Source organism: Comamonas sp. 7D-2, assembly GCF_022749555.1.
Lineage (GTDB): Bacteria > Pseudomonadota > Gammaproteobacteria > Burkholderiales > Burkholderiaceae_C > Comamonas > Comamonas thiooxydans.
This window is the reverse complement of record NZ_CP094238.1, coordinates 5,013,636-5,038,023: the sequence shown is the minus strand read 5'-3', so window position 1 is coordinate 5,038,023 and position 24,388 is coordinate 5,013,636. Positions and strand designations below refer to the sequence as shown.

General features: G+C 64.7%; 24 protein-coding genes and 1 tRNA gene. 11 read left to right on the top strand and 14 right to left on the bottom strand.

Features of this window, described 5'->3' with window-relative positions:
- The first annotated feature begins 9 nt into the window (after positions 1-9).
- Together rplQ and MPZ60_RS23115 are read left to right on the top strand one after the other, a co-directional pair.
- Positions 10-393 carry a 50S ribosomal protein L17 gene (gene rplQ / locus MPZ60_RS23120; protein ID WP_003050544.1) on the top strand — a complete coding sequence of 128 codons (384 nt, stop codon included), beginning with the start codon at positions 10-12 and terminating at the stop codon, positions 391-393.
- A gap of 40 nt (positions 394-433) precedes the next feature.
- A tRNA-Met gene (locus MPZ60_RS23115) sits at positions 434-510 on the top strand.
- A gap of 72 nt (positions 511-582) precedes the next feature.
- On the opposite strand, the gene MPZ60_RS23110 is transcribed toward MPZ60_RS23115, so the two are convergent.
- On the bottom strand, positions 583-909 hold the full coding sequence (locus MPZ60_RS23110; protein WP_034355023.1) for a hypothetical protein: 327 nt from the start codon (positions 907-909) through the stop codon (positions 583-585).
- A gap of 268 nt (positions 910-1,177) precedes the next feature.
- Between MPZ60_RS23110 and MPZ60_RS23105 the strand changes: the two genes are divergently transcribed.
- Positions 1,178-2,683, top strand: coding sequence for a DASS family sodium-coupled anion symporter (locus MPZ60_RS23105; RefSeq protein ID WP_034355020.1), 1,506 nt, complete (start codon positions 1,178-1,180; stop codon positions 2,681-2,683).
- Positions 2,684-2,692: 9 nt separating this feature from the next.
- On the opposite strand, the gene MPZ60_RS23100 is transcribed toward MPZ60_RS23105, so the two are convergent.
- The 7 genes from MPZ60_RS23100 to MPZ60_RS23070 are packed head-to-tail and all read right to left on the bottom strand — an operon-like array spanning position 2,693 to position 10,368.
- Positions 2,693-3,283 carry an alkylhydroperoxidase domain protein gene (locus tag MPZ60_RS23100; RefSeq protein ID WP_034355018.1) on the bottom strand — a complete coding sequence of 197 codons (591 nt, stop codon included), beginning with the start codon at positions 3,281-3,283 and terminating at the stop codon, positions 2,693-2,695.
- A complete protein-coding gene (locus tag MPZ60_RS23095; RefSeq protein WP_034355015.1) occupies positions 3,280-3,975 on the bottom strand; it encodes a CMD domain protein in 696 nt (231 codons plus the stop codon). Before MPZ60_RS23095 ends, MPZ60_RS23100 begins: the two co-directional genes overlap by 4 nt.
- On the bottom strand, positions 3,972-5,090 hold the full coding sequence (locus MPZ60_RS23090) for a putative FMN-dependent luciferase-like monooxygenase (RefSeq protein WP_034355012.1): 1,119 nt from the start codon (positions 5,088-5,090) through the stop codon (positions 3,972-3,974). Before MPZ60_RS23090 ends, MPZ60_RS23095 begins: the two co-directional genes overlap by 4 nt.
- Positions 5,071-6,756 carry an ABC transporter ATP-binding protein gene (locus tag MPZ60_RS23085; protein ID WP_034355009.1) on the bottom strand — a complete coding sequence of 562 codons (1,686 nt, stop codon included), beginning with the start codon at positions 6,754-6,756 and terminating at the stop codon, positions 5,071-5,073. Before MPZ60_RS23085 ends, MPZ60_RS23090 begins: the two co-directional genes overlap by 20 nt.
- Positions 6,753-7,685, bottom strand: a complete 933-nt coding sequence (locus MPZ60_RS23080) for an ABC transporter permease (protein WP_034355006.1) — start codon at positions 7,683-7,685, stop codon at positions 6,753-6,755. The genes MPZ60_RS23085 and MPZ60_RS23080 overlap by 4 nt, the downstream gene beginning before the upstream one ends.
- On the bottom strand, positions 7,682-8,629 hold the full coding sequence (locus MPZ60_RS23075; protein WP_034355003.1) for an ABC transporter permease: 948 nt from the start codon (positions 8,627-8,629) through the stop codon (positions 7,682-7,684). Before MPZ60_RS23075 ends, MPZ60_RS23080 begins: the two co-directional genes overlap by 4 nt.
- Before the next feature lie 26 nt (positions 8,630-8,655).
- On the bottom strand, positions 8,656-10,368 hold the full coding sequence (locus MPZ60_RS23070) for a TIGR04028 family ABC transporter substrate-binding protein (RefSeq protein ID WP_187771834.1): 1,713 nt from the start codon (positions 10,366-10,368) through the stop codon (positions 8,656-8,658).
- A 221-nt stretch (positions 10,369-10,589) separates the two neighbouring features.
- Between MPZ60_RS23070 and MPZ60_RS23065 the strand changes: the two genes are divergently transcribed.
- From MPZ60_RS23065 to MPZ60_RS23055, 3 genes are all read left to right on the top strand, one after another.
- A complete protein-coding gene (locus MPZ60_RS23065; RefSeq protein ID WP_187771833.1) occupies positions 10,590-11,174 on the top strand; it encodes an OsmC family protein in 585 nt (194 codons plus the stop codon).
- 22 nt (positions 11,175-11,196) lie between these two features.
- The gene (locus tag MPZ60_RS23060; protein WP_034355000.1) at positions 11,197-12,018 is read left to right on the top strand and encodes a VOC family protein; all 822 of its coding nucleotides are present in this window, start codon (positions 11,197-11,199) and stop codon (positions 12,016-12,018) included.
- A gap of 118 nt (positions 12,019-12,136) precedes the next feature.
- Positions 12,137-13,387, top strand: a complete 1,251-nt coding sequence (locus MPZ60_RS23055) for an Hsp70 family protein (RefSeq protein WP_034355331.1) — start codon at positions 12,137-12,139, stop codon at positions 13,385-13,387.
- A gap of 84 nt (positions 13,388-13,471) precedes the next feature.
- Here the strand turns inward: MPZ60_RS23055 and rsmI are convergent, their stop codons facing one another.
- The gene (gene rsmI, locus MPZ60_RS23050) at positions 13,472-14,395 is read right to left on the bottom strand and encodes a 16S rRNA (cytidine(1402)-2'-O)-methyltransferase (RefSeq protein WP_034354997.1); all 924 of its coding nucleotides are present in this window, start codon (positions 14,393-14,395) and stop codon (positions 13,472-13,474) included.
- On the opposite strand from rsmI, the gene MPZ60_RS23045 reads away from it, so the two are divergent.
- From MPZ60_RS23045 to MPZ60_RS23035, 3 genes are all read left to right on the top strand, one after another.
- The gene (locus tag MPZ60_RS23045; RefSeq protein ID WP_034354994.1) at positions 14,395-14,796 is read left to right on the top strand and encodes a YraN family protein; all 402 of its coding nucleotides are present in this window, start codon (positions 14,395-14,397) and stop codon (positions 14,794-14,796) included. The genes rsmI and MPZ60_RS23045 overlap by 1 nt on opposite strands.
- Positions 14,797-14,885: 89 nt before the next feature.
- Complete coding sequence (locus MPZ60_RS23040) at positions 14,886-15,494, top strand: SIS domain-containing protein (RefSeq protein WP_003068456.1); 609 nt, start codon at positions 14,886-14,888, stop codon at positions 15,492-15,494.
- Positions 15,491-16,144 carry a BON domain-containing protein gene (locus MPZ60_RS23035; protein WP_003068458.1) on the top strand — a complete coding sequence of 218 codons (654 nt, stop codon included), beginning with the start codon at positions 15,491-15,493 and terminating at the stop codon, positions 16,142-16,144. The genes MPZ60_RS23040 and MPZ60_RS23035 overlap by 4 nt, the downstream gene beginning before the upstream one ends.
- 61 nt (positions 16,145-16,205) lie before the next feature.
- On the opposite strand, the gene MPZ60_RS23030 is transcribed toward MPZ60_RS23035, so the two are convergent.
- The 3 genes from MPZ60_RS23030 to MPZ60_RS23020 form a co-directional block, all read right to left on the bottom strand.
- Positions 16,206-17,117, bottom strand: a complete 912-nt coding sequence (locus tag MPZ60_RS23030; protein ID WP_034354990.1) for an NAD(P)-dependent oxidoreductase — start codon at positions 17,115-17,117, stop codon at positions 16,206-16,208.
- Between the two features lie 144 nt (positions 17,118-17,261).
- Positions 17,262-18,398, bottom strand: a complete 1,137-nt coding sequence (locus MPZ60_RS23025; protein ID WP_003068462.1) for a PilT/PilU family type 4a pilus ATPase — start codon at positions 18,396-18,398, stop codon at positions 17,262-17,264.
- Between the two features lie 124 nt (positions 18,399-18,522).
- Complete coding sequence (locus MPZ60_RS23020) at positions 18,523-19,566, bottom strand: type IV pilus twitching motility protein PilT (protein ID WP_034354987.1); 1,044 nt, start codon at positions 19,564-19,566, stop codon at positions 18,523-18,525.
- A gap of 37 nt (positions 19,567-19,603) precedes the next feature.
- On the opposite strand from MPZ60_RS23020, the gene MPZ60_RS23015 reads away from it, so the two are divergent.
- Positions 19,604-20,326: a YggS family pyridoxal phosphate-dependent enzyme gene (locus tag MPZ60_RS23015; RefSeq protein WP_034354984.1), complete on the top strand. Its 723-nt coding sequence runs from the start codon at positions 19,604-19,606 to the stop codon at positions 20,324-20,326.
- Between the two features lie 167 nt (positions 20,327-20,493).
- Here the strand turns inward: MPZ60_RS23015 and MPZ60_RS23010 are convergent, their stop codons facing one another.
- On the bottom strand, positions 20,494-21,741 hold the full coding sequence (locus MPZ60_RS23010; RefSeq protein ID WP_012840072.1) for a branched-chain amino acid ABC transporter substrate-binding protein: 1,248 nt from the start codon (positions 21,739-21,741) through the stop codon (positions 20,494-20,496).
- Positions 21,742-21,787: 46 nt separating this feature from the next.
- The gene (locus tag MPZ60_RS23005) at positions 21,788-22,558 is read right to left on the bottom strand and encodes a TetR/AcrR family transcriptional regulator (RefSeq protein WP_052057603.1); all 771 of its coding nucleotides are present in this window, start codon (positions 22,556-22,558) and stop codon (positions 21,788-21,790) included.
- 164 nt (positions 22,559-22,722) lie between these two features.
- Between MPZ60_RS23005 and MPZ60_RS23000 the strand changes: the two genes are divergently transcribed.
- The gene (locus MPZ60_RS23000; RefSeq protein WP_034354981.1) at positions 22,723-24,321 is read left to right on the top strand and encodes an AMP-binding protein; all 1,599 of its coding nucleotides are present in this window, start codon (positions 22,723-22,725) and stop codon (positions 24,319-24,321) included.
- Positions 24,322-24,388 lie beyond the last annotated feature (67 nt).

Below are 24,388 nucleotides of genomic sequence, written 5' to 3'. Positions count from 1 at the left end.
AAAAGCACCATGCGTCACGGCAACGGCCTCCGCAAACTGAACCGCACTTCTGCACACCGCAAGGCAATGCTGCAGAACATGATGAACTCGCTGATCGAGCACGAAGCAATCAAGACCACGGTCCCCAAGGCCAAGGAACTGCGTCGCGTCATCGAGCCCATGATCACTCTGGCCAAGGTTGATACCGTGGCTAACCGCCGTCTGGCTTTCGACCGTCTGCGCGACCGCGACAGCGTGACCAAGCTGTTCAACGTGCTGGGTCCCCGCAACGCTCAGCGTCCCGGTGGCTACACACGTATCCTGAAGATGGGCTTCCGCGTGGGCGACAACGCTCCCATGGCCTATGTGGAGCTGGTCGAGCGCGCTGAAGAAGCCGCTGCAGCAGCTGAATAAGCCAGGGCAGGCTGCAAAGCCTGCTATAATTTGGAAATACCGCGCGATGGAGCAGTCTGGTAGCTCGTTGGGCTCATAACCCAAAGGTCGGAGGTTCAAATCCTTCTCGCGCAACCAAATTGAAAAGGTCACGACAATGTCGTGACCTTTTTTTTGTCCATTTTCCATTGAAGGGCGGCAGCGCTGGTATCAGCCCGTCATCCCTCCCGGCGCTGTGCCCGAGCGCCGGCTCAAATGCTCGCGCACCCGGCTGGCGATCACCTGGGCGATTTCCGGGCTCAGCACCTCGCTGATATGCAGTACCTCGGTGTAGTGCAGATAGAGCAGGCCGCGCAAGGTCCTGAATGCCGTCTCATGTTCGGCACCGCAGATGCCGGCATCGTTGGCCAGCACGCGTTCGACGGCACCGGGGTCGAGCAGCCGGATCTTGCAGATAGCAGCCTGATGCAGTATCGCTAGATCTATTTCTTCAAGGCGGCTTTCCCATTCATCGGGCAGGAATCGGTTCGCTGGCATTTAGAGTGTCTCTCCTGCTGAATCCATGGGCATGTGCCCAATGCTTGAATACTGGCATGTACGAGGTCTTGCCATCGGTTTTGCTTCTGCAAGTCTTGCCGTTGATCAAACTTTGGTAACGTAAAAGTCGGCCTGGAGTCGAAGCCATGCGGCACTGCATCATGATGCCAGTCTGCGACCCGAGCGCCAATGTCCGTCGGGGACTCCTGGCTTTTGCTGGGCTGAGGTATGGTGTCTCGATGCGCTGCAGGTAAAGAAAAGGACTTCTATGTTCGAGAAGATCGTCTCGATGTTCCGTTACTTCAAATCGGCCGTTCCGTTTCGGGTCGTGCCTGCACTGATTTCCACCCTGGTGCTGACCGGTCTGCTGCTGATGCCGGTGCCTGCGGGACTGGACAGCAAGGCCTGGCAACTGGTGGCCATTTTTCTGACGACCATCGTGGCGATCATCCTCAAGGTCATGCCCATAGGCGTGATGGCATTGATGGCGATTGTCATCGTGTCGCTGTCTCAGGTGACCTCCAGTTCGTCCAAAGGTGCGATCACGGATGCGCTGAGCAGCTTTGCGAATCCCCTGATCTGGCTGATCGTGGTGGCGGTTCTGATCTCGCGCGGTCTCAAGAAGACGGGGCTCGGCAACCGCATCGGATTGCTGTTCATTGCGCTGATGGGCAAGCGCACCATAGGCATAGGTTACGGACTCGCAATCTGTGAGCTGGTACTGGCCCCGTTCACACCCAGCAACACGGCACGCGGTGGCGGCATCGTGCACCCGATCATGAAGTCCATCGCCAACGCCTTTGAATCGGACCCGGCCAAGGGAACGCAAGGCAAGGTCGGGACCTATCTGGCGCTGGTCAACTACCATTCCAATCCGATCACCTCGGCCATGTTCCTGACCGCGACGGCGCCCAATCCTCTGGTCGTGGACTTGGTGGCCAAGGCCACGGGTCAGTCCCTGCACCTGAGCTGGACAAGTTGGGCTCTGTACATGCTGCTGCCAGGGCTGCTGTGTCTGCTGTTGATGCCGCTGGCGATCTATCTGCTGTCGCCACCCGAACTCAAGGCCACGCCCAATGCCGTGGAGTATGCGCGTGCCGAAATGGCCCGCATGGGCCCGCTGTCGGGCAAGGAGCGCGTGATGCTCGGCACCTTCGGCGTGATGCTGCTGCTATGGGCGAATGTGCCGCAAATGCTGTTCGGCCCGGCGTTCACGCTGGACCCGACCGTGGTGGCTTTTCTCGGTTTGTTCGCCCTGATCATCACGGGGACCATCGATTGGGATGATGTGCTGTCCGAGAAAAGCGCCTGGGACACCTTGATCTGGTTCGGTGCCCTGGTCATGCTGGCCGAGCAGCTCAACAAGCTCGGTGTGGTCGCCTGGTTTGCCGAGGGCTTGAAGAGCGCCATCGTCGCCAGTGGCCTGGACTGGCTGCCCGTGGCTGCCATTCTGGTGGGCGTCTTCGTCTTCTCGCACTATCTGTTTGCCAGCACCACGGCCCATATCAGCGCCATGATGCTGGCCTTTCTGACTGTGGGCGCGCAGCTGATCCCGGCTGACTACGTCGTCCCCTTCATGCTGATGATGACGGCCGGTTCGGCCATCATGATGACGCTGACGCACTACGCGACCGGAACATCGCCCATCATCTTCGGCAGCGGCTATGTGACTCTGGGTGTCTGGTGGCGCGTGGGGGCCGCGATGTGCGTGCTGGAGTTGCTGATCTTTGCTGTCGTCGGCAGCGTCTGGTGGAAGCTGCTGGGGCTGTGGTGAGCTGCGCTGTCAGCTGCTCGTGCGCAGGGGCTCGCCCAGCGACAGCATGAGCCGGTTGGCCCAGTTGAAGAAGGCCGTGCCGTGAAGCGCATCGGAGATGGCTGCATCGTCGAGACCGGCGGCGCGCAGCGCATCGATATGACTGGACTCCAGTGCGGGCGGCGTCTGCGTCAAGGCCACGGCGGCGGCAACGATGGCATTCCAGCGCGGGCCCAGGTCGGTGCCCGGACCTTCATCGAGCAGGCGCTGCACATCGGCGGCGCGGTGCGAGAAATGCGTGGCAAAGCGCGCATGTACCGAAGCGCAGTAGATGCAGCCGTTGGTGCGTGAGGTTGCAGCTGCTGCCAGTTCGCGCTCGGCGCGCGGCAGGCCGGCGTCGGGGTTGTAGAAGATGTCCTTGTCGGTACGAGTGCGTGCTCCCAGCGTGTCGGGGTCACGCGCCAGCAGCCGGAAATAGGGTGAACGCGCGCGCGCTGCGTCCACCAGGCCCGCATGGTGGCGCTCGCTCAGCTCGCTCTCCTGCAGCGGAGCTATCCATGGCTGCCAGTCGAGCTGTTCCTGGGTGAAGACCTGAGGGGAGGTGTTGTGCGTGGTGGTCATGGCTGGGCTTGCAGGGCGAGGGTGGAAGATGCCGTGGTGACTGCTGCTCTTGCGCCAAGCACGCGCAGCCCCGCCACGAGGCGGATCTGGAAGGACAGAAAAGAGGCGAGCTGGGACAGGATGACGATATCGGTCTCGCTCCAGCCGGCCTGCTGCAGAGCCAGCAAGGCCTGGGCACTCGCATCGCGTGGGTGGTAGGCCAGCAGATGGACATGGGCCAGCGCGGCGCTCAGGCGGGGGCCCAGCAAAGCCGCATGAGCCGGGTCCACGGCGTAGCTGGGGCCGCTCTGGTCCTCGCGGCTCAAGGGGCCGGCCGGATAGATCCCGTAGGGGCCGTGCGGACCGCTGCCGGGCTGCAGGCTGGCAGCGCGCCCGCGCACCACTTCCGAGCTCACGGCATCGGCCAGATCGGCATCCTCGGCCGCCAGGGCGCGTGTGTAGAAGGCCGTGCTGCGTGGCTCGCCGTGCAGGCCTGCCGTGAAGGCGGCCAGTGTCAGGCGCTCGCGCAGCGAGACGGTTCCTGCAACCGGCTCGGCGGGGGTGAATAGGGCGGCAAAACTCTGCTGGGCCTGGGTGCGTGCCTCGCTGCGATGGCGGCGCACCTGATCCAGCGTGCTGCCGGCAGCGATATCGGCGAGATGGTCGATTACATCTTCGGGAAAGCGGGTCTGTGCGGTGTTGCTCATGGTCATGCAGCTTGAAGCAGTTCGGTCCGGACTAGGGGGTGGGAAGCGCCGGTGGGGGCCTCGTTGCGGCGCCAGCCCAGAGCTGGTGCCACGACGGCTGCCGTCAACTCGATGGAGCGCAGAATGGCCTGGTGCGGCGGGTCGATGGAGTGAACCTGGAACACGATGTCGGTGGCTTGCGTCAGCGCCGTGTCGGCGCGTAGCGAGGCGATCACCTCCTCGGGTGTTCCCACATGCACGTCGTAGGCTTCAATGAGCTGCTGCAGCGGCGCCTGCGGATCGACGCGCGTTGCCCATTGCGTGGACGCGGATGAAGCCAGGGCCGCATGACGCTGGGCCGCGCGGCGCAGACCAGCCTCGGCCCATTGCAGTGCCTGGGCGCGCTGGTCGGAAACCAGCAGGGTGCGCGAAGCCAGGATGCGCGGTGCGCGTCCTGCGGGCAGGGCCGCGAGATAGGCTTCGATGATGGGGTTCTGTATCTCGGACAGCGTGGCGCGGGGGCGGCCTTCGGGTCGGGGCTGTGTGCGCGAGAGCATCAAGCCGTCCCCGTTGGCACCGGCGCGTGCACCGCCCTCGACCGAGAACGTGGCCTGCCAGACGCGTTCCAGCAGCTGCGGGGCTGCGGGGTACAGGCGCACGCCGCCTGCCAGCTCGCGCCCGGCCCAGGCATCCCTCAGCACGGCGAAATTGCGCGCAAAGACTGCGCCGCGCTCGCTGCCTGTGACGCCGAAGGCCTCGAAGGACTCCGCCGTGCCGCCTGTGCCCAGGCCCACCTCGAGGCGGCCGTTCGAGAGCAGGTCCAGCACGGCCGCATCCTCGGCCACGCGCAGCGCGTTTTCCAGCGGCAGCGTGACCACGCCCGTGCCCAGGCGGATGCGCCGCGTGCGGGCCGCCACATGCGCAAGAAAGACAAAGGGCGAGGGCAGGCCGCCCTCGCTTTCGTGGAAATGATGCTGGGCGATCCAGGCCGAGTCGAAGCCCTGGGCTTCGGCATGGGCGATCTGCTCGGTGACCAGGCGGTAGCGTTCGCCGGCCGGTACCTCATCGAGCAGGCGGCTGAAGAAGCCCAGGCGCGGGGTCGGGCGCGCGCGAGCAAGAGTGTCAGGCGGGGTGGGGGACAAAATCAATGCTCCTTTTGCCGGGAATGGCGTCCATGAGTTCGCGCGTGTAGTCGCTGGTGGGGCGCAGGAACACGTCCTCGACGCTGCCCGCGTCCACCACCTTGCCTGCGCGCAGCACCGACACCGTGTCGGCGATCTGGCGCACCACGGCAAGGTCGTGCGAGATGAAGAGATAGCTCAGACCCAAGTCCTGCTGCAGCTGCGCGAGCAGGGCGAGGATCTGGGCCTGCACGGTCACGTCCAGGGCCGAGACGGCCTCGTCCAGCACCACCACCTCCGGTTGCAGCACCAGGGCGCGTGCAATCGCCACGCGCTGGCGCTGGCCGCCCGAGAGCGCATGCGGGCGCCGTTCGAGCACGGCGGCCGGCAGGCCCACGCGCTCGAGCATGTCAAGCACACGCTGGCGGCGCTCCTGGGGCGGCAGCGGCTCGAAGTTGAGCAGCGGCTCCTCGATGATGTCGAAGACACGCTGGCGCGGGTCCAGCGAGCTGAACGGGTTCTGGTAGACCAGCTGAACCTTGCGCCGCAGCTGGCGCAGGGCCTCGCCGCGCAGGCCCGTGAGTTCGGCGCCGGCGATGCGGATGCGACCCGATGTAGGGCGTGCCAGGCCCACGATGTCGCGTATGGTCGTGGTCTTGCCCGAGCCCGATTCGCCGACGATGGCATGCGTGGAGCCCCGGCGCAGGCGCAGCGACACGCCGTCCACGGCGCGGAAAATGCCGCGCCCCTGGCTGGGGGCATGGAAGTCGTGAACCAGGTCCTCGACCTCGATGGCCCAGTCCTCGGTGGCAACCGCCGTCTCAGGCGGTGTGCGACGGGGGGCGGGCGTGAGCGAAGGTGCGTCCGACAGCAAGCGGCGCGTATAGGCGCTTTGCGGATGGCGCAGAAGCTCCAGTGTCGGGCCTTGTTCCTGGATGCGACCGCCCTGCATGACGATGAGGCGATGCGCGCGGTCGGCCGCTACGCCCAGGTCGTGGGTGACCAGCAGCACGGCGGTGCCGGTTTCGCGGCGCAGTTCGTCGATCAGATCCAGGATGCGCCGCTGTACCGTGACATCCAGCGCGCTGGTGGGCTCGTCGGCGATGATCAGCGCAGGCCGCAGCGCGATGGCGATGGCGATCAGCACGCGTTGGCGCATGCCGCCCGACAGCTCGTGCGGATACTGGCGCGCGCGCAGGGCGGGCTGGGACAGGCCCACGCGGGTCAGCAGGTCGATCACGCGCGCCTCGATGGCAGAGCGGTCGCGCAAGCCGTGAATGCGCAGGATTTCGCCGACCTGGTCGCCCACGGTGCGCACGGGGTTGAGCGAGGTGGTCGGATCCTGGGGCACCAGGCTGATCACGCGGCCGCGAATGTTGTTCCAGCGCGCAGCACTCCAGTCCGAGACCTCGGTGCCTTGCAGCCGGATGCTGCCTTGCTCGCGGCGCCCGTTGTCGGCGAGCAGCCCGATCACGGCCTGGGCCGTGGTGGTCTTGCCAGAGCCCGATTCACCGACCAGAGCCACGACCTCGCCGGGGGCCACGGAAAACGACAGGCCGTGGACCACGCGCTGTTCCCGGCCGCTGTGGTCGCGGTAGGCGATGACCAGGTCCTGGACTTCGAGCAGCGGGGCGGCGGCTGCGGCAGGGATTGCAGTGGCGGGGCGGTCTTGCAGCAGGGTGCTCATGCCGGCCTCAGCGCGAAGGAGGCGCCGATGCGGTTGGCGGCCAGAACCACGGCCACCACGACCAGGCCCGGCGCCGTGGTCAGCCACCAGGCGGTGGCGATGTAGTTGCGCCCTTCGGCGATCAGCAGGCCCCATTCGGGCGTGGGCGGCGGTGCGCCGTAGCCCAGAAAGCCCAGTGTGGAAATCGACAGGATGGCCGAGCCGAACTGCAGCGCGGCCAGGGCCACCACCGAGGTCAGCGAATTGGGCAGCACATGGCGCCACAGCACGGCCGCAAAGCGTCCGCCGCTGCCGAAGGCCGCCTCCACATAGTCCGAGCGGCGCACGCGTACCACCTCGGAGCGCACCAGGCGCGCGAAGCCGGCCACGGATGCCACCCCCACGGCGATGGCTGCATTGATGGTGCCAAAGCCCAGCAAGATGATGATGGTCAGCGACAGCAGCAGCGAGGGCACGGCCAGAAGCACGTCGACGAGGCGCATCAGCGCGTCATCGACGCGGCCGCCCGCTGCACCGGCCAGCAGGCCGATCAGCGTGCCCGCCACCAGGCCCACGGCCACGGCCAGGAAAGCGCCCGACAAGGAGTGCACGGAGCCATGCACTACGCGGGCCCAGAGATCACGCCCCAGCGCATCCGTGCCCAGCCAGTGCGCGAGGCCGGGCTCCAGCAGTTGCTGGCCGGCCTGGCCGACGACGGGGTTCTGATGGGCAAACCAGCCCGGAACCAGGGCCCACAGCGCGGCCGTGGCAATCACCAGCCAGGCCAGGACCAGCGTGGGCGGCAGGCGCCTGAGCCTTTGCAGATCGATCAGGACGGGGCGCAGGCTTTTTGCGGCCGGTGCCGGCGGGGGCGCCAGCCTGGGCGCTGCGGTCGAGGCGACGCCGGATGCCAGTTGCTTGGGAATGGCGTTCGAGACGGCGGTATTCATGCCCGGTTCTCCACAGAATGACGCAAACGAGGATCGAGCAGCGGGTAGAGCAGGTCCACGGCGAGGTTGATGAGCACGAAGGCGGCTGCCGAGACCACGACCACGGCCTGGAGCACGGCCGTGTCCTGGTTGCCCACGGCCTGCTGGGTCAGCGTTCCCAGGCCGTTGAGGCCGAACACGGCCTCGGTGACCACGGCGCCGGCCAGCAGCTCGCCGAACAGCACGCCGGCAATCGTCAAGGTCGGCAGCAAGGCATTGCGCGCCACATGGTGCAGCAGTACCCAGGCGCGAGAAGCGCCCTTGGCGCGCGCCACGGCCACGAAGGGCTGGGCCAGCGCGGTGTCGATATTGCGCAGCAGGATCTGGGCCAGTGGCGCCGAAATGGGGACGGCCAGCGTGAGAGTGGGAAGGACCAGGCCTTCCCAGGGGCCGGGATTGATGACGGGAATCCATCCCAGACGGAAGGACAGGACCTGGATCAGCATGATGCCCAGCCAGAAAACGGGCACGGAGACGAAGACCGAGGGCAGGGCTTGCAGGGCATTGCGCAGCCAGGCTAGCGGCGCGAGGCTGGCCGCGGCCGCCAGAGCGATGGCCAGCAGCGCCGCCGTGGAAAAGCCCAGGGCCGCCAGGCGCAGCGTGGGCGGCAGACTGGTGGCCAGGCCCTGGCTCACGGGCACGCCGGCCTGCAGCGAGTAGCCGAAATGGCCCGTGAGGAACTGAGCCAGCGTGTGCAGGTATTGCTGCCAGACGGGCTGGTCGGCGCCATAGGCGGCGCGGATGTCGGCGATTTCCTGCGGGCCCAGGCCCAGCTCGGGGTTCAGGAACTTGATCAGCACGGCATCGCCCGGCAGCAGCTGCAGCAGGATGAAAGAGGCCGTGAAAGCCGCCCACAGCACCAGGGCGGCCTGTGCGATGCGGCCAAGCAGATAGCGGCGTGGCATGGGTGCGCCTCCTTGGTCGCTCGCGCTCAGCGCTTGGCCAGCCAGGTGCTGTAGAAGCTGGGACGGCCCACGGCCTCGAAGCCCACCTCACGCACCCAGGTCGCACCCGCGAAGGCCTGGGGCTCCTCGAAGATCGGGATCACATAGGCCTGATCGATCAGATAGTTCTGCACCTCGCCGGTCAGCGCGAGACGCCGGTTGGCATCGGTCTCGGCCGCGATGGCATCGAACAGGCGGTTGAGCTTGCCGTCCTCGAAGGACTTGACCTTCTGGCTCACACCGCCTTTTTGCAGCAGCACATTGCGGTTGCTCGGGTAGTAATTGCTCTTGATCACGTCGGGATCGGCGCGGCCCACCATGCCCGGCAGCACGCCGGTCTTGTCGGGGTCCAGTGTGTCCACCGTGCGGCTGCCCGAGTCTCCGGCCAGCACATTGAGCTTGATGCCCAGCCTGGCCCATTGCTGGGCCACGAGCTGCAGGGTTTCCTTGTTCTGCGGCTGGGGCAGGGATTCGTAGGTCGAGAGCACGAAGTCCTGGCCGTTCTTCTGGCGTAGGCCGTTGGCGCCCAGGCTCCAGCCGGCCTCGTCGAGCAATTGCCTGGCCCTGGCCTCGTCAAAGACCAGCTTGGCCGACAGGTCCACATAGCCGGCTGCCGTGGAAGCGATCACCGAACGTGCCTGCGGGTAGCGCGGCGAGAAGAGGGTTTCGACGATCTCCTTGGTATTGGTGCCATGCAACAGGGCCTGGCGCACCTTGAGATCGGCCACCAGGGCGTTGTCGGGACGGATGGCGATGCTGTTGTTCACGCCGCGCGTGGACGGCGCGTAGATGCTGAACTTCTGTTGCTCCACGCGCTTTTCGTCATAGGCCTGGACCTGGCGGATGAAGCCGGCCTGGCCGGCCAGCAGTGCGCCTATGCGCACGCTGTCCTCGGGTGTGACGATGAACTTGACTTCATCCAGGCGTGCGCGGCCCTGGTGGGCCAGCCTGGCGGGGCCCCAGGCGTAGTCCTGGCGTGCCTTGAGCACCAGCTCCTTGCCCAGGGTCTCGCTGGCCACCACGAAGGGGCCCGAACCTATGATGCGCGTGGCATCGCCAAGCTCCTCGAACGGACGATCCAGCGTGGCCGGCGAGACCAGGCCCGAGCCGATCACCGAAGTGCCCTGGAGAAAGCCCGGCGAGGGCTTTTTGAAGAAGAACTTCACGGTCAGCGGATCGACGACTTCGCTGCGTTCGTAATTGTTGATGACCTCGGAAACCGGCTGCTTGAGCGCCTTGTTGCCCAGACCGTAGGTATCGAAGTTGCGCGCCACGGCGGCCGCGTCCAGCGGTGATCCGTCCGAGAAGCTCACGCCGGAGCGCAGCTTGAAGCTGTACTCGGTGGCATCGGCGTTCACGGTCCAGGATTCGGCGATCCAGGGCTGGATCTCCAGCGTCTCGGGGTCCTGGTAGGTCAGCTTGTCCGTGATCTGGTTGAGCACGCCGCCGTTGGGATAAAAGCCGCCGGCAGGCGGATAGAGGTTGGTGTGTGCCTGCTGTTCGAGATAGACCAGGGTGCCGCCCTGGACCGGTTCCGCCGAGGCGCCGGCCTGGGCCGTGCCTGATTGCCTGGAGCAGCCGGCCAGCAGCATGCTGCCCGTCAGTACCGCCACTGCGGCCCATAGGGCGCGGCGTCGGGCCGGCTTGTTCACCGGCTGTTTTATCGATGGATCCGTCTGCGAAGGGAAAAACACGTTCATACCTCGTCGCCGCATGGCGTTGAAAACTCAGGCGCCGGACGCATCGCCGCAGCGACCGACCGGATTCATGGTTCTCATGCTATCGACACCAAATATTCGTGTTCATATATTGAGTAGCATCGTTATGCGAAAAACAACTAAGAGGTGCGAGGTCGCATATTTGCAAAGCGCATAAGCGCAGACGAATTCCTTTGTTGGCCCGGCGCGCCGATCTCACAACAATGGCCTGGCATTCCTCTATCGAAAGCCCGCTCATGAGTCATCTCAACGAATATCTTTCCGAAAAACGCGCGGCCGTGCTGGCACGCAGCGCCGCCATCGAGGCGGGTACGGCCCAGGCCGCCAGACTCAAGGCCAGCGTGCGTGCCGAGGGGCGCAGCGGCGTGCGTCGTCTGCGCATCCGCGAACACCAGGTCATCAGCGACAGCCCGCCCGACTTCGCGGGCTACAACCTCGGTCCGAGCTCGCCCGAGCTGCAACTGGGCGTGCTGGGCACCTGCGTGACCCATATCTTTCTGATCCAGGCGGCCGAGCGCCAGGTGCCGCTGGAGAGCCTCGAAGTCGAGGTCACGGGCGTCATAGACCCGCGCGGCGGCAAGCCCGGCCATGAGGCGACGCCGATCTGGCCGCACGATATCGGCTATACCGTGCATATCGATTCGCCAGCCAGCCGCACCGAGATCGATGCGCTGTTCGAGGCCGTGGAGCGAAGCTGCCCCATCCTCAACCTGCTGCGCAACCCCCAGTCCATCCGCGCCGAGGTGCGCCATACCGACTCCAGCGCGCCCGAGCGCCTGGCGGCCTGAGAACCTCTAGAAAGACTTTTGCATGAGCCTGCCACTCGACCATATCGTCATCGCGGTCCGGGACCTGGAGCACACGATTGCCGACTACCAGTCCCTGGGTTTCAACGTGCTGCGCGGCGGCGAGCACCCGGGCCGCTCCACGCACAACGCCCTGGTGGTCTTTGCCGACGGCGCCTATTTCGAACTCATTGCCTGGCGTGCGCCAGCGCCCGAGGAGCGCTGGTGGCAGCAGCTGCAGCAGCACGGCGAGGGGCTGGTCGACTTCGCGCTGCTGCCCTCCGAGACCGGCGCCGTGGTGGCGGCGGCCCAGGCGCGCGGCCTGAACTATGAAGCGCCTTATGAGGGCGGACGTCTGCGTCCCGATGGAGAGCAGCTGCGCTGGCGCAATGCACGCGCCCACAGCCAGGATCTGCCGTTTCTGTGCGGCGACCTGACGCCGCGTGCCTTGCGCGTGCCCGAAGGCCAGGCCCGGGTGCATCCCAATGGCGTGACCGGCGTGGCGCGCCTGGAAGTGGCGGTGAAGGACCTGCAGGCCAGCCTGGCGCGCTGGCGGGCATTGCTCGGCGAAGGCGTGGATGTCAGCGCGCTGCGGGTCTCGGCCGACGGCAGCACGCAGCAGGTATCGCTGGGTCTGGGCACCACCGAGCTGGTGCTGGCCGCACCCGTACAGGCTGCAGGCTTCCTGGCCCAAAGACTGGCCACGCGCGGCGAAGGCCCTTATGCCATTGTGCTGTCGGTGCCGCAGCAGGCGGTAGCACGGGAACTGGACGAAGTTGCCACCCACGGGGTGCGCATTGAATTGGCACTGCATTCTGGCAGCGAGCGGGAAACCGCCGCCGCCTAGGCCCAATAACAGGGGCGCTAGAATAGCGCCCCCGCTGACACCCATGCCCACTTCGGTGGGCGTTTTCGTTGCGGCCGCGTCAGCCTTTGCGGGCCGGCGCGGTGCAGCGCCGCCTTCCATGACCACAGCTCTCACGCCTGCCACTCTGGGCATCGATTTCGGAACCTCCAACTCTGCTGCCGCCTATCGCCTGCCTGGCAAGACCGCCAGTCTGCTGCCGCTGGAAGGCGCTGCCACCGGCATGCCCACGGCACTGTTCTTCAATACCGAAGAGCACAGCACGCATTTCGGTCGCGATGCCATGCAGCAGTATCTGGCAGGCGAGGAAGGGCGTCTGATGCGTTCCCTCAAAAGCCTGCTGGGCAGCAGCCTGTTGCTGGAAAAGACCGCGGTGCACGAGCAGCTCGTCAGCTACCAGGACATCATCGCGATCTTTCTCAAGCGTGTGGCCGATCAGGCACGCCAGGCGCTGGACGGGCGTCTGCCCGAGCGTGTGGTGCTGGGGCGTCCCGTGCATTTTGTCGACGAACACCCGGAGCGAGACCGTCAGGCTCAGGATGCCCTGGCCGCTGCGGCGCGCGCCGCTGGCCTGGGCGAAGTCAGCTTTCAGCTGGAGCCGATTGCGGCGGCGCTGGATTACGAGCAGCGCCTGAGCGAGGAGCAACTGGTGCTGGTGGTCGATATCGGCGGTGGCACCTCGGACTTCACGGTGGTGCGTCTGGGTCCGCAACAGGCCGGGCATGCCGACCGCACCGAGGACATTCTGGCCACCACCGGCGTGCATATCGGAGGCACGGATTTCGACCATCGCCTCAACGTGGCCCAGGTCATGCCCCTGCTGGGCTACAAGCACATCGGCCCCAGCGGGCGCGAGGTGCCCAGCAGCGTGTTCTTCGATCTCTCCACCTGGCATCTGATCCAGTGGCTGTACACGGCCAAGGCCCTGGCTTCGGCGCGCGGTCTCAAGAGCGATTACAGCGATCCGCAGCTGCACCAGCGCCTGATGAAGGTGCTGGATTGGCGCGAAGGCCATAGGCTGGCCGATGCGGTGGAGCAGGCCAAGATTGCAGCTTCGCAAAGCCATGCGGCCTCGGCCATAGCGCTGGACTGGCTGGAGCAAGACCTGCCGGCGGCCATCTCCCCGGAGGTTCTGCAGGAACAGTTGCAGGCCTTGCTGCTGCAGGTGGTCGAATGTGCGCAGGACTGTGTGCGCCAGGCCGGTGTGGCGGCACCAGACGCCATCTATCTGACCGGCGGCTCGTCGGCCCTGCGTACCCTGCGCGATGCGCTGCGCGTCGCTTTCCCCGATGTGCCGCAGGTCGAGGGCGACATGTTTGGTGGCGTGGCAACCGGTCTGGCCTACGCTTGAGTCGCAACCAGGCTTCCCCAAAAGGGGGCTGCGGGGCAGCCCTTGCCAGGCGTCTCTGGTTTGTACCGCGCCCGGTTGACGTAGTTATTCCTCTTCGGCAGCCCGCTTGAGTTCCAGCGCCCGGTCGTAGAGCGTGTTGCGGCTGGCCCCAGTGATTTCTGCGGCCAGCTTCACGGCCGTCTTGGTCGGCAACTCGGCCAGCAGCAGCTTGAGCACACGCTCGGCCTCGCCCGATTCCTGCTGCACTGCCACGGGGTGCAGCACGATGGCGAACTCGCCCTTGATGCGCTGCGGCGAGGCCTGCAGCCAGGCTGCCAGCTCGTGGGCCGGCATGCTGGCGATGTCTTCAAACTGCTTGGTGATCTCGCGCGCCAGCGTGACGCGACGCTCGCCCAGCAGGGCCAGAGCCTGGGCCAGCTCGATGATGCGGTGCGGTGCTTCCAGCAGCACGGTGCAACGCGGCTGGTCGGCCAGCTTCTGCACGGCGGCCAGTCGTTCGGCATTCTTGGTGGGCAGGAAGCCGGCAAACACAAAACCGCTTTCGCCCTGTGCCGGAGTGACGGCGCCGGCCACGCTGATGGCCGATGTCACGCTGCTGGCGCCGGGCAGCGGAATGCTGCGCAGACCCACGGTCTGCAGCGCCGCGCACAGGCGCGCGCCCGGGTCGCTGACGCCGGGAGTGCCGGCATCGCTGACATAGGCGATGCGCTGGCCTTGCTGCAGGCGCTCGATCACCTGCTGGGCGGCTTCTGCCTCGTTGTGCTGGTGCACCGCCAGCAACTGGTTGCCGGGTCGGTCCAGCCCGTAGCTGCGCAGCAGGCCCTGGGTGTGGCGCGTGTCTTCGCAGGCGATGCAGTCCACGATCTGCAGTACATGCAGCGAGCGCAGGCTGATATCGGCCAGATTGCCAATCGGCGTCGCCACCACATACAGGGCTCCCTGCGGATAATGCTGGGAAGCGGCCGCGTCATGTGCGGCAGTCAGTGCAGAGGCGAAAGAGGTAGTCAATGGATTTCCTTGGAAAGCGGCCCAAGCCGGCGCAAAGCACAACCGCACGCGGGCAACAGGCCGAGGATGCCGCGTTGGCGCATTTGCAGACGCGGGGCCTGAAGCTTGTCGAGCGCAATTATCGGACGCCGGGCCGTGGTGGCGGCGAAATCGACCTGATCCTGCGTGACCGCGACGGGTCTTTGGTGTTCGTCGAAGTCCGCAGTCGCAACACCGAGCGCTTCGGCGGTGCCGGCGGCAGCATCGGCCGCCTCAAGCAGCAGCGCATCGTGCTGGCCGCCAGATACTATCTGATGAGGCTTGCGGCAGCGCCGCCATGCCGCTTCGATGTGGTGCTGGTCGACAGCTCCGGGAACCCGATGCGCATCGAGTGGCTCCAAGCGGCATTCGAGGCGCTTTAGTCGCCGCGTCATAGCTGTGCGCAACACTGATGCGCAAATAACGGTTTGCTACCAAAGAGATAACAGGTGGCGGGTATCATCGGGCCTCCATGCTAGAGCAACGAATTCAACAGCATTTCATCGACAGTGCCGACCTGAAGTACCAGGCCGCCCAGGCGCTGAGCCAACCTATTGCTTCCGCCGTACAGGCCATGCTGGCCTGTGTGACGGGCGGCGGCAAGGTGCTGGCCTGCGGTACGGGCGTTTCGGCCAGCGATGCCCAGTTATTTGCCTCCCTGTGCGTGACAGGGTTCGAGCGCGATCGTCCCGAGCTGGCGGCCGTGGCCCTGACTTCCGATGGCGGCCTGCTGGGCAGCGTGGGAGCTACGGGCTCGGGCGGCAATGCCAGCCAGTATCTGGCGCGTCAGGTGCGGGCGCTGGGGCAGCCCGGCGATCTGCTGCTGCTCATGTCGGTGACCGGCAACGACACGGCTGTGCTGGAGGCTCTTGAAGCCGCCCACGAGCGCGACATGATGGCTGTGGTGCTGACAGGCCGCACCGGCGGCAATCTGGCCACCGCCGTGCGCGAGACCGATGTACTGATCTGCGTGCCCCACGACCGTGCGGCGCGCGTGCGCGAAACCCATACCTTGATCCTGCACTGTCTGGCCGATGGTGTGGACTCTCAACTGCTTGGTGACCAGGAGATGCCTTTATGAAGTTGAAGTGGACCCGTGTTGCATGTGCGGCCCTGACTGTTGCCGCTCTGGGCGGTGCCTTGAGCGGTTGCGTGGCTCTGGTGGGCGGCGGTGCTGCCGTGGCGGGCATGTCGGCAGTGGACAGGCGTACCACCGGCACACAGGTTGAGGACCAGGGCATAGAGCTGCGTGCCGGCAATCGCATCAGCGAGGTGATGGGCGACAAGGCTCGCGTCAGCGCCACCAGCTACAACCGTGTGGTGTTGCTGACCGGCCAGGCAGGCAATGCGACGGACAAGGCGACCATCGAGAAGCTGGTGCGCGAACAATCCACCGTGCGTCAGGTCTATAACGAGATCGAGGTCGCGCCTTTCACGGCCACTCTGGGTCAGCGCTCCCAGGATTCTCTGATCACGACCAAGGTCAAGGCCAGTCTGGTCAACGCCAAGGACATTTCATCCTCGGCCATCAAGGTCGTGACCGAGAACAACGTGGTCTATCTGATGGGCATAGTTACGCCGCGCGAATCCAAGCGGGCTGCCGAGATCGCTCGTGGCGTCAACGATGTGAGCAAGGTTGTGCGCCTGTTTGAGGTCATCTCCGAAGATGAGCTGGCAGCAGCAACATCCAAGGCCGCCCCTGTGGTCGAGGATCGCTCCAGCATGAACTGAGGTGAACTGACGGTCACAAAAAAGCCGGACTCGAGTCCGGCTTTTTTCATGGCGCAGCGGCTCAGCGCAGGCGCTGGATCAGGCTGGAGGTATCCCAGCGATTGCCACCCATGGCCTGTACATCGGCATAGAACTGGTCCACCAGCGCGGTGACGGGCAGGCGTGCGCCATTGCGCTGGGCCTCGGCCAGCACCAGCCCCAGATCCTTGCGCATCCAGTCCACGGCAAAGCCGAAGTCGAACTTTCCCACGGCCATGGTCTTGCCGCGATTGTCCATTTGCCAGCTCTGGGCGGCTCCCTTGCCGATCACATCGAGGACTTTCTCAACGTCCAGGTCGGCACGAAGGCCAAAGGCGATGGCTTCGGACAGGCCCTGCACCACACTGGCCACGCAGATCTGATTGACCATCTTGGTCAGCTGACCGTTGCCGCAGGCGCCCATATAGGTGAAGGCGCGCGAGAAGGCATCGGCCACAGGGGCCACCTGGTCGAACACATCCTGATCGCCGCCGCACATGACGGTGAGCTGGCCGTTGACCGCCCCGGCCTGACCGCCCGATACAGGGGCATCGATAAAGTGCAGGCCGCGTTTGCGTGCTTCTGCATACAACTCGCGTGCCACCTGGGCCGAGGCCGTGGTGTGATCGACAAAGATGGCGCCAGGCTCCATGCCTGCAAAGGCGCCGTCGTCGCCCAGCACAATGGAGCGCAGGTCGTCATCATTGCCCACGCAGGAGAAGACCATGCGTGCGCCCTTGACGGCTTCGCGGGGCGTGGCCGCATGGCTGCCGCCTGGGAATTCCTCGGTCCAGGCTTCGGCCTTGGCAGCCGTGCGGTTGTAGACCGTGACCTGATGGCCAGCCGCAGCCAGGTGCCCGGCCATGGGATAGCCCATGACACCCAGGCCCAGAAAGGCCACGGGAGTGGAAGCGCAAGCAGCGTAGCTGCGGGAGGCGATGGTGGCTGTGCTCATGAAATCCTCTAAGACTTGGTGCGAAACAGTTCGATCATGGTAGCGCCGGAGTGCATGGCCGTGGCTGACAGCAGGGGCCTGGGCGGCCCGCCACGCAGCAAAACCCGCGCTCCTCCTGTGGGAAGAGATGCCAGCGCCTTGGGCTTAGACGATGGTCAGATGCTCGGTGCCGGCCGCCAGGTCCAGAGTCCGGGCACGCTGGCTGTTGAGCTTGATCTGCAGACGCAGGTCGTTGACCGAGTCTGCATTGCGCAGCGCGTCTTCATAGGTGATGAGATTGGACTCGAACAGGTCGAACAGCGCCTGGTCAAAGGTCTGCATGCCGATGTTGCGGCTTTTCTTCATGATCTCCTTGATCTCGACGACTTCGCCCTTGAAGATCAGGTCGGCGATCAGCGGCGAGTTGAGCATCACCTCGATGGCGGCGACACGGCCCTTGCTGTCCTGCTTGGGGATCAGTCGCTGGGAAATGATGGCCCGCAGATTCAGCGACACGTCCATCAGCAGTTGCGGACGGCGCTCTTCGGGGAAGAAGTTGACGATACGGTCCAGCGCCTGGTTGGCACTGTTGGCGTGCAGCGTGGCCAGACATAGATGCCCGGTTTCAGAGAACGCAATCGCGTGCTCCATGGTTTCGCGGTCACGGATTTCGCCCATCAGAATCACATCGGGCGCCTGGCGCAGCGTGTTCTTGAGCGCGGCTTCCCAGCTTTCAGTGTCCAGTCCCACCTCGCGTTGCGTGACCACGCAGTTCTTGTGCGGATGCACGAACTCCACGGGATCTTCCACGGTGATGATGTGGCCGAAGGAGTTTTCATTGCGCCAGTCCACCATGGCGGCCAGCGTGGTGGACTTGCCCGATCCTGTCGCGCCGACCAGGATGCACAGGCCGCGCTTGGTCATGGTCACTTCCTTGAGCACCTGCGGCACGCCCAGGCCGTCAATCGTGGGCAGGGTGCTGGGAATGGTACGCAGCACCATGCCGACCTTGCCCTGCTGCATGAAGGCGTTGACACGGAAGCGCCCCACACCGGCAGGCGAGATGGCGAAGTTGCACTCCTTGGTGTGTTCGAAGTCTGCCACCTGCCTGTCGTTCATGATGGAACGTGCCAGGGCCAGCGTATGCAACTGGTTCAGCGGCTGGGGCGAGACCTTGGTGACTTTGCCGTCAATCTTGATGGCGGGCGGAAACTCTGCAGTGATGAACAGGTCGCTGCCGTTGCGGCTGACCATGAGCTTGAGCAGATCGTTGATGAATTTACTGGCCTGATCGCGTTCCATGATCGTTCCTTGAGGCAGCGTCAAAATTGGCAGAGCCCAAGTGAGAGACGCCGAGCAAGAGCCGCCTCGCGGCGAGGGCGTCGTCCCCCTGGGGGGAAGCGGCAAAGCCGCTCAGGGGGAGGCATCATCCAGGAAAATTCTCGGGAATCTTCGCCTTGCTGCGCGCTTCGGCAGGACTGATGAGGTTGCGGCGCACCAGATCGGTCAGGTTCTGGTCCAGAGTCTGCATGCCCATGTTCTGGCTGGTCTGAATGGTGGAGTACATCTGTGCCACCTTGGCTTCTCGGATCAGGTTTCGGATGGCGGGCGTGCCCAGCATGATCTCGTGTGCGGCCACACGGCCCTGGCCGTCCTTGGTCTTGCACAGCGTCTGCGAGATCACGGCCTGTAGCGACTCGGACAGCATGGCGCGCACCATTTCCTTTTCCTCGGCCGGGAAGACGTCGATGATACGGTCGATGGTCTTGGCGGCCGACGAGGTGTGCAGCGTGCCGAACACCAGGTGACCGGTTTCGGCCGCCGTCATGGCCAGACGGATGGTTTCCAGGTCCCGCATTTCGCCGACCAGGATCGCGTCCGGGTCTTCACGCAGCGCGGACTTCAGCGCTGCCGCAAACGACAGCGTCATGGGGCCGACTTCGCGCTGGTTGATCAGGCATTTCTTGGACTCGTGCACGAATTCGATGGGATCTTCCACTGTCAGGATGTGGCCGTACTCGGTCTCGTTGAGATAGTTGACCATGGCGGCCAGCGTGGTGGACTTGCCCGAACCCGTGGGACCGGTCACCAGCACCAGACCACGTGGCTTCACGGCCAGGTCGGCGAAGATCTTGGGGGCGTTGAGTTGCTCCAGTGTCAGGATCTTGCTGGGAATGGTACGGAACACGGCCGCCGCGCCGCGGTTCTGGTTGAAGGCATTGACACGAAACCGGGCCAGGCCTTCAATCTCGAACGAAAAGTCCACTTCCAGAAACTCTTCGTACTGCTTGCGCTGGGCATCGCTCATGATGTCGTAGACCATGGCGTGCACGGTCTTGTGGTCCAGCGGATCGATGTTGATGCGGCGCACATCGCCGTGGACGCGAATCATGGGGGGCAGGCCTGCCGACAAATGCAAGTCCGAAGCCTTGTTCTTGACACTGAATGCCAGCAATTGCGTGATATCCACGGAGATCCCTCTCTGGTTTGGTACTCTGGCGCCAATTATGACGACGATTGAAAACAATCTGGGGCAGATTCATGCCCGCATGGCAGCCGCTTGCGCCAGTGCAAGCCGGCCCGTGACATCGGTGCAACTGCTGGCCGTTTCCAAGACCTTCGGCGCGGATGCGGTGCGCGAGGCCGTGCTGGCCGGCCAGCGCAGCTTTGGCGAGAACTATATCCAGGAGGCCGTGGAGAAAATTGCCGCGGTGCGCGCCATGCAGCTGGCGGGCGGCGAGGCGCTGCAGTGGCATTGCATAGGTCCTATCCAGAGCAACAAGACGCGGCTGGTGGCCGAGAACTTCGACTGGGCTCAGACCGTGGACCGGCTCAAGATTGCCGAGCGTCTTTCGGCCCAGCGTCCTCAGGGCATGGCACGGCTCAATGTCTGCATCCAGGTCAATGTGGATGGCGGCGCCACCAAGTCCGGCGTCGTGGCCGAGCAAGCGCTGGAGCTGGCCGAAGCCATGGTGAAACTGCCCAATCTGCAGCTGCGCGGCATCATGAGTATTCCCGACGATGCTCCTGATTTCGAGGCGCAATGCGCAGTCCACAAAAAGGCCAAAGCTGTTTTTGAGTCCATCAAGGCCAGCGGTCTCGCGGGGCTGGAGCATTTCGACACGCTGTCCATGGGCATGACCGGCGATCTGGAAGCCGCCGTGGCAGCAGGCAGCACCATGGTGCGCGTGGGCAGCGGAGTGTTTGGGAAGCGGAGCTACACCCCCTGAGCGGCTGCGCGCCTAGGCGGCCCCGCCTTCCCCTCTCTCTACGCGCTGCGCGCTAGGGGAGGGGGACGACACCCTCGGTGCGGGGCGGCCCTTCCTTGGTGTCTCTGCGTTGGTCCGCGCTGGTATCAGACCGCTTAGGCCATGCCATACCGCACAGGAGATTGTGCTCAAGGTCGCTTCATCTGGCACTCCGTGGGTAGATCAAGCTGCTGGGCGGAATAGACGGCATCGGTTCTGAAGCCGTAGTTCGTGCCTTCCCAGCCGGTCTTGACCAGCTTGCCGTCCACGGGGGCGATGGTGTTGACGACCTGGGGCAGCAGCAACTGGTGGTCCTTGCCGCGCATCTTGACGGGGCCGAAGACGGTGTCCATGGACATGTCCTCCATGGCCTTGGCAATTTTCACGGGCTCGGTGGACTGAGCCTTGGCCATGGCCGCAGCCAGCATGCGCGGCACAAGATCCATGCGCGGGGCCAGAAAGTCCTGGTTCATCCTGGCCTTGTACTCCCTGGCCCGGGCGTCGGCCTGGGCGCGGTCGGCCATGCCGGGGTGCCATTCCGCGACCCAGGTCACCTGGCCTATCTTTGCCTGGGAAATCGAGGTCACGGTGCCTGGAAAGCCGCCTGCGCTGTGGTTGAAGTAGCGCAGGTTGTAGCCCGAGTCGCCGGCGGACTTGAGCAGCAGAGCCAGGTCCTGGCCCCAGTTGCCGGTGATGACCGAATCGGTTCCGACTTCCTTGATCTTGGCCACATAGGGTGCAAAGTCCTTGATGCGGCCCATGGGGTGCAGGGTCTCGCCGACAAACTGGATATCCGGGCTTGCCTTGCCGACCATGCTGCGCCCGAAGCTGGCCCATTGCTTGCCATGGGCGTAGTCCTGGTTGAGCAGAAAGACTTTGCGGATCTCGGGCTGGGTCTTGATGTAGTTGGCAATGGCCTGCATGCGCATGGCAGTGTTGGCATCGAACATGAAATGCCAGAAGCTGCAGGACTTGCCGGTCAGCTCGGGATCGATGGAGCTGTGGTTGAGTATCAGCACCTCCTTGCCCGGGTTGCGCTGGTTGTAGCGCGATGCCGCCTGCACCAGCGCCGTGACCACCGATGAGCCCGAGCCCCCGGTCACCACCACGCGTGCGCCCTGATCAATGGCGGCCTGCAGCGCGCTCTGGCTTTCCTGGGCCGAGAGCTTGCTGTCGAACTGCAGCAGCTGGAACTTGGCGCCGTTGTAGAGGCCGCCCTTGGCATTCACGTCATCGACAGCGTAGAGCACATGGTTGCGCATGACTTCCCCCACATTGGCAAACGGGCCGGAGAGCGGGTCGATGAATGCAATCTTGAACGGCTCTGCCGTCTGGGCGGATACGGTGCCGGCACACAGGCTGGCAGCCAGCGCAAGGGCTGAGAAGCGAACTGACATGGTTTTGTCTCCAGGAGTTGGAATGGCGCCTTGGCCTTCGAGGCTCTCAGCTGGCGCTGTTGGTGGTGGATGAAGCGCTCTTGCGGCGCCTGGGGGGCGAAGGGTTCTGCGCTGCTGGCGCCGGTGCGGCTCTGGCCGCGCGTTTGCGCGCAGGGGCCGCAGCAGTGCGCAGGCCCAGTACGCGCGAGGCCAGATCGGTGAGCTCGACCACCATCTCGGCCGGGCCCAGCTTGCCGTCAGGCTGATACCAGTTGTAGAGAAAGCCGGGCAGACTGCAGGCCGCCTGGGCGGTAATGCGGGTGTCGCGGAAATCGAAATGCCCGCTGGCGCGGCCTTCGTCGAGCAGGGCGCAGAACTGCTTGTAGAACTGCTGGGCCACATTGCGCGATGCCTTGAGATAGGCGGGGCTGAAGGCCTGTGGCTCGCGGTAGGGGAAGAAGCCCGCAGGGTAGTGCGCAATGGTGGCGGCAATCAGACGCTGCAGGCCGTCAATGGCTTTTTCATGCGCGGGGCGCGGGTCGTCGGCTGCAAAGTCCAGCACCGTGAAGCAGGCCTCGGTCGGTGCCCAGCACAGGGTTTCGAAGATCTCCTGCTTGTTGCGGAAGTAGTAGTAGACAAAGGGCTTGGTCACGCCCAGCGCCTGCACGATCTGCTCGATGGTGGTGTTGGCATAGCCATAGCGGTCGAACAGGGCTTCGGCGGCCTTGAGAATGCGCTCGCGCTTCTCGTCGGAGCCGGCAGTGGGCAGGCGCTGGCGGCCGCGCGGCGCCACGGGCGCAGCCGGCTTTTTTTCGGTCTTTCTGGACGTGGCGGGCATGAGGGTTTGCGTGTGTCGCATTCGTTATACCAATGGGTAGCATTGTTCTACCGGCAGGTATACATTGACAAGACGCCGAGCAGCAGATTGCCCTAAGGCAATCCCTGAGAAAGCTCGCAAGTGGCGCAGCTGCCCGGTCTACACGAGACACCCAGGAGACAACCATGGCCGAGTCCGAAATCCTCATTCCCCTGCATGAGGCCTTGCGCCGCAATGCGCGCCAGCATCCCGAGCGCGATGCCTATATCTGGTACGGACAGCACATCAGCTGGCGCCAGGTGGATGAGGCCAGCGATGCCGTGGCCGCCCATCTGCAGCAACTGGGCGTGAAGCCGGGCGAACCCGTCGCCCTGTTCATGAACAACTGCCCGCAGTACATCGTTGCCCACTACGCGGTGCAGAAGATCGGCGCCATAGTCTGCCCCTGCGGGCCGCTGAACAAGGAGCATGAACTCGAATATCAGCTCAATGATCTGCAGGCCAGGGTCATCATTGCGGCCGATGTGCTGCTGCCCGTGGTCGACAAGGTGCGCGGCAGCACGGCGCTGCTGCATGTGCTGGCCGTGCGCTACGGCGACTGGCTTCCCGCAGCGCCCACGCTGCCCCTTCCTGCTGAGCTGCAGGCCCCCGTGCAGCCGCTGCCCGGCAATGTGACGTCGTTCTGGGATCTCATGCACAGCGGCGCCAGGCCTTCACATGTCGAGGTGGACATGGACGAGGTGGCCCTGATGACCTATACCTCGGGCACCACCGGCCTGCCCAAGGGCGCCATGCTGAGCTTCGGCGCGGCCGCATACAAGACGGCCGGCGCGTCCCGGGTGACCGGGGTCAGCGCCGAGGACGTATTGCTGGCCGTGGCACCGCTCTATCACATCGCCGGCATGTCCATGGGGGTGAACATGCCCGTGCATTCGGGGGCGCCCTGCGTGCTGCTGCATCGCTTCGATCCACTGGCCGTGGCGCAGGCGCTGGAGCGCTATCGCATCAGCTGGTGGTACAGCATCGCGCCCATGAATGTGGCGCTGATGCAGGTGCCCGGCGTGGAGAAGATGGATTTCAGCGCGCTGCGCCGCAACACCGTCACCAGCTTCGGCATCACCTATACCGAGGAACTGGCGAAGCAATGGCGCAGGTTCGCACCCAATGCCATCTCCAGCGAGGCGGCCTACGGCCTGTCAGAAACCCACACCATGGATACCTTTATGCCCGGCGATGCCATACGCTGGGGCACCCATGGCAAGCCCGCGCCGGGCAACGAAATCCGGGTGATAGATCCGGAGACCGGCGCGCCGCTGGCCGCAGGCGAGGTGGGCGAGATCATCATTCGCGGCCCGGGCAACTTCAAGGGCTACTGGAACAAGCCCGAGGCCACGGCCAAGACGCTCAAGAACGGCTGGGTGCATACCGGCGACATGGGCAGGTTCGATGCCGACGGCTATCTGACCTTCATCGGCCGCTTCAAGGAAATGATCAAGGTTTCGGGCTACAGCGTGTTCCCCGAGGAGGTGGAGACGATTCTGATCAAGCATCCGGCCATCGCCCAGGCGGCCGTGATCGGTGTTGCCGACGCTCAGAAAGGCGAGGTCGTGCGCGCCTTCATCGTGCGCAAGCCCGGGCAGAGCCTGGAGGCGGACGGGCTGCTGACCTGGAGCAAGGAAAACATGGCCAGCTACAAGGCGCCGCGCGAGGTGCGCTTCATCGATGCGCTACCGGCCACGGGCGCAGGAAAGGTGCTGCGCCGTTTGCTGCGAGATATCCCCTGATTTTTTGCATCAAAAGTGATTGTGATCATTGATTGGTGAGCGCTAAAAGCTATTAAAACGAGAGTCC

Coding starts and splice junctions, on each gene's coding strand:
- rplQ (WP_003050544.1), top strand. CDS start 10: ATGCGTCACGGCAACGGCCTCCGCAAACTGAACCGCACTTCTGCACAC.
- MPZ60_RS23110 (WP_034355023.1), bottom strand. CDS start 909: ATGCCAGCGAACCGATTCCTGCCCGATGAATGGGAAAGCCGCCTTGAA.
- MPZ60_RS23105 (WP_034355020.1), top strand. CDS start 1,178: ATGTTCGAGAAGATCGTCTCGATGTTCCGTTACTTCAAATCGGCCGTT.
- MPZ60_RS23100 (WP_034355018.1), bottom strand. CDS start 3,283: ATGACCACCACGCACAACACCTCCCCTCAGGTCTTCACCCAGGAACAG.
- MPZ60_RS23095 (WP_034355015.1), bottom strand. CDS start 3,975: ATGACCATGAGCAACACCGCACAGACCCGCTTTCCCGAAGATGTAATC.
- MPZ60_RS23085 (WP_034355009.1), bottom strand. CDS start 6,756: ATGAGCACCCTGCTGCAAGACCGCCCCGCCACTGCAATCCCTGCCGCA.
- MPZ60_RS23080 (WP_034355006.1), bottom strand. CDS start 7,685: ATGAATACCGCCGTCTCGAACGCCATTCCCAAGCAACTGGCATCCGGC.
- MPZ60_RS23075 (WP_034355003.1), bottom strand. CDS start 8,629: ATGCCACGCCGCTATCTGCTTGGCCGCATCGCACAGGCCGCCCTGGTG.
- MPZ60_RS23070 (WP_187771834.1), bottom strand. CDS start 10,368: ATGAACGTGTTTTTCCCTTCGCAGACGGATCCATCGATAAAACAGCCG.
- MPZ60_RS23065 (WP_187771833.1), top strand. CDS start 10,590: ATGGCCTGGCATTCCTCTATCGAAAGCCCGCTCATGAGTCATCTCAAC.
- MPZ60_RS23060 (WP_034355000.1), top strand. CDS start 11,197: ATGAGCCTGCCACTCGACCATATCGTCATCGCGGTCCGGGACCTGGAG.
- MPZ60_RS23055 (WP_034355331.1), top strand. CDS start 12,137: ATGACCACAGCTCTCACGCCTGCCACTCTGGGCATCGATTTCGGAACC.
- MPZ60_RS23045 (WP_034354994.1), top strand. CDS start 14,395: ATGGATTTCCTTGGAAAGCGGCCCAAGCCGGCGCAAAGCACAACCGCA.
- MPZ60_RS23040 (WP_003068456.1), top strand. CDS start 14,886: ATGCTAGAGCAACGAATTCAACAGCATTTCATCGACAGTGCCGACCTG.
- MPZ60_RS23035 (WP_003068458.1), top strand. CDS start 15,491: ATGAAGTTGAAGTGGACCCGTGTTGCATGTGCGGCCCTGACTGTTGCC.
- MPZ60_RS23030 (WP_034354990.1), bottom strand. CDS start 17,117: ATGAGCACAGCCACCATCGCCTCCCGCAGCTACGCTGCTTGCGCTTCC.
- MPZ60_RS23025 (WP_003068462.1), bottom strand. CDS start 18,398: ATGGAACGCGATCAGGCCAGTAAATTCATCAACGATCTGCTCAAGCTC.
- MPZ60_RS23015 (WP_034354984.1), top strand. CDS start 19,604: ATGACGACGATTGAAAACAATCTGGGGCAGATTCATGCCCGCATGGCA.
- MPZ60_RS23010 (WP_012840072.1), bottom strand. CDS start 21,741: ATGTCAGTTCGCTTCTCAGCCCTTGCGCTGGCTGCCAGCCTGTGTGCC.
- MPZ60_RS23005 (WP_052057603.1), bottom strand. CDS start 22,558: ATGCCCGCCACGTCCAGAAAGACCGAAAAAAAGCCGGCTGCGCCCGTG.
- MPZ60_RS23000 (WP_034354981.1), top strand. CDS start 22,723: ATGGCCGAGTCCGAAATCCTCATTCCCCTGCATGAGGCCTTGCGCCGC.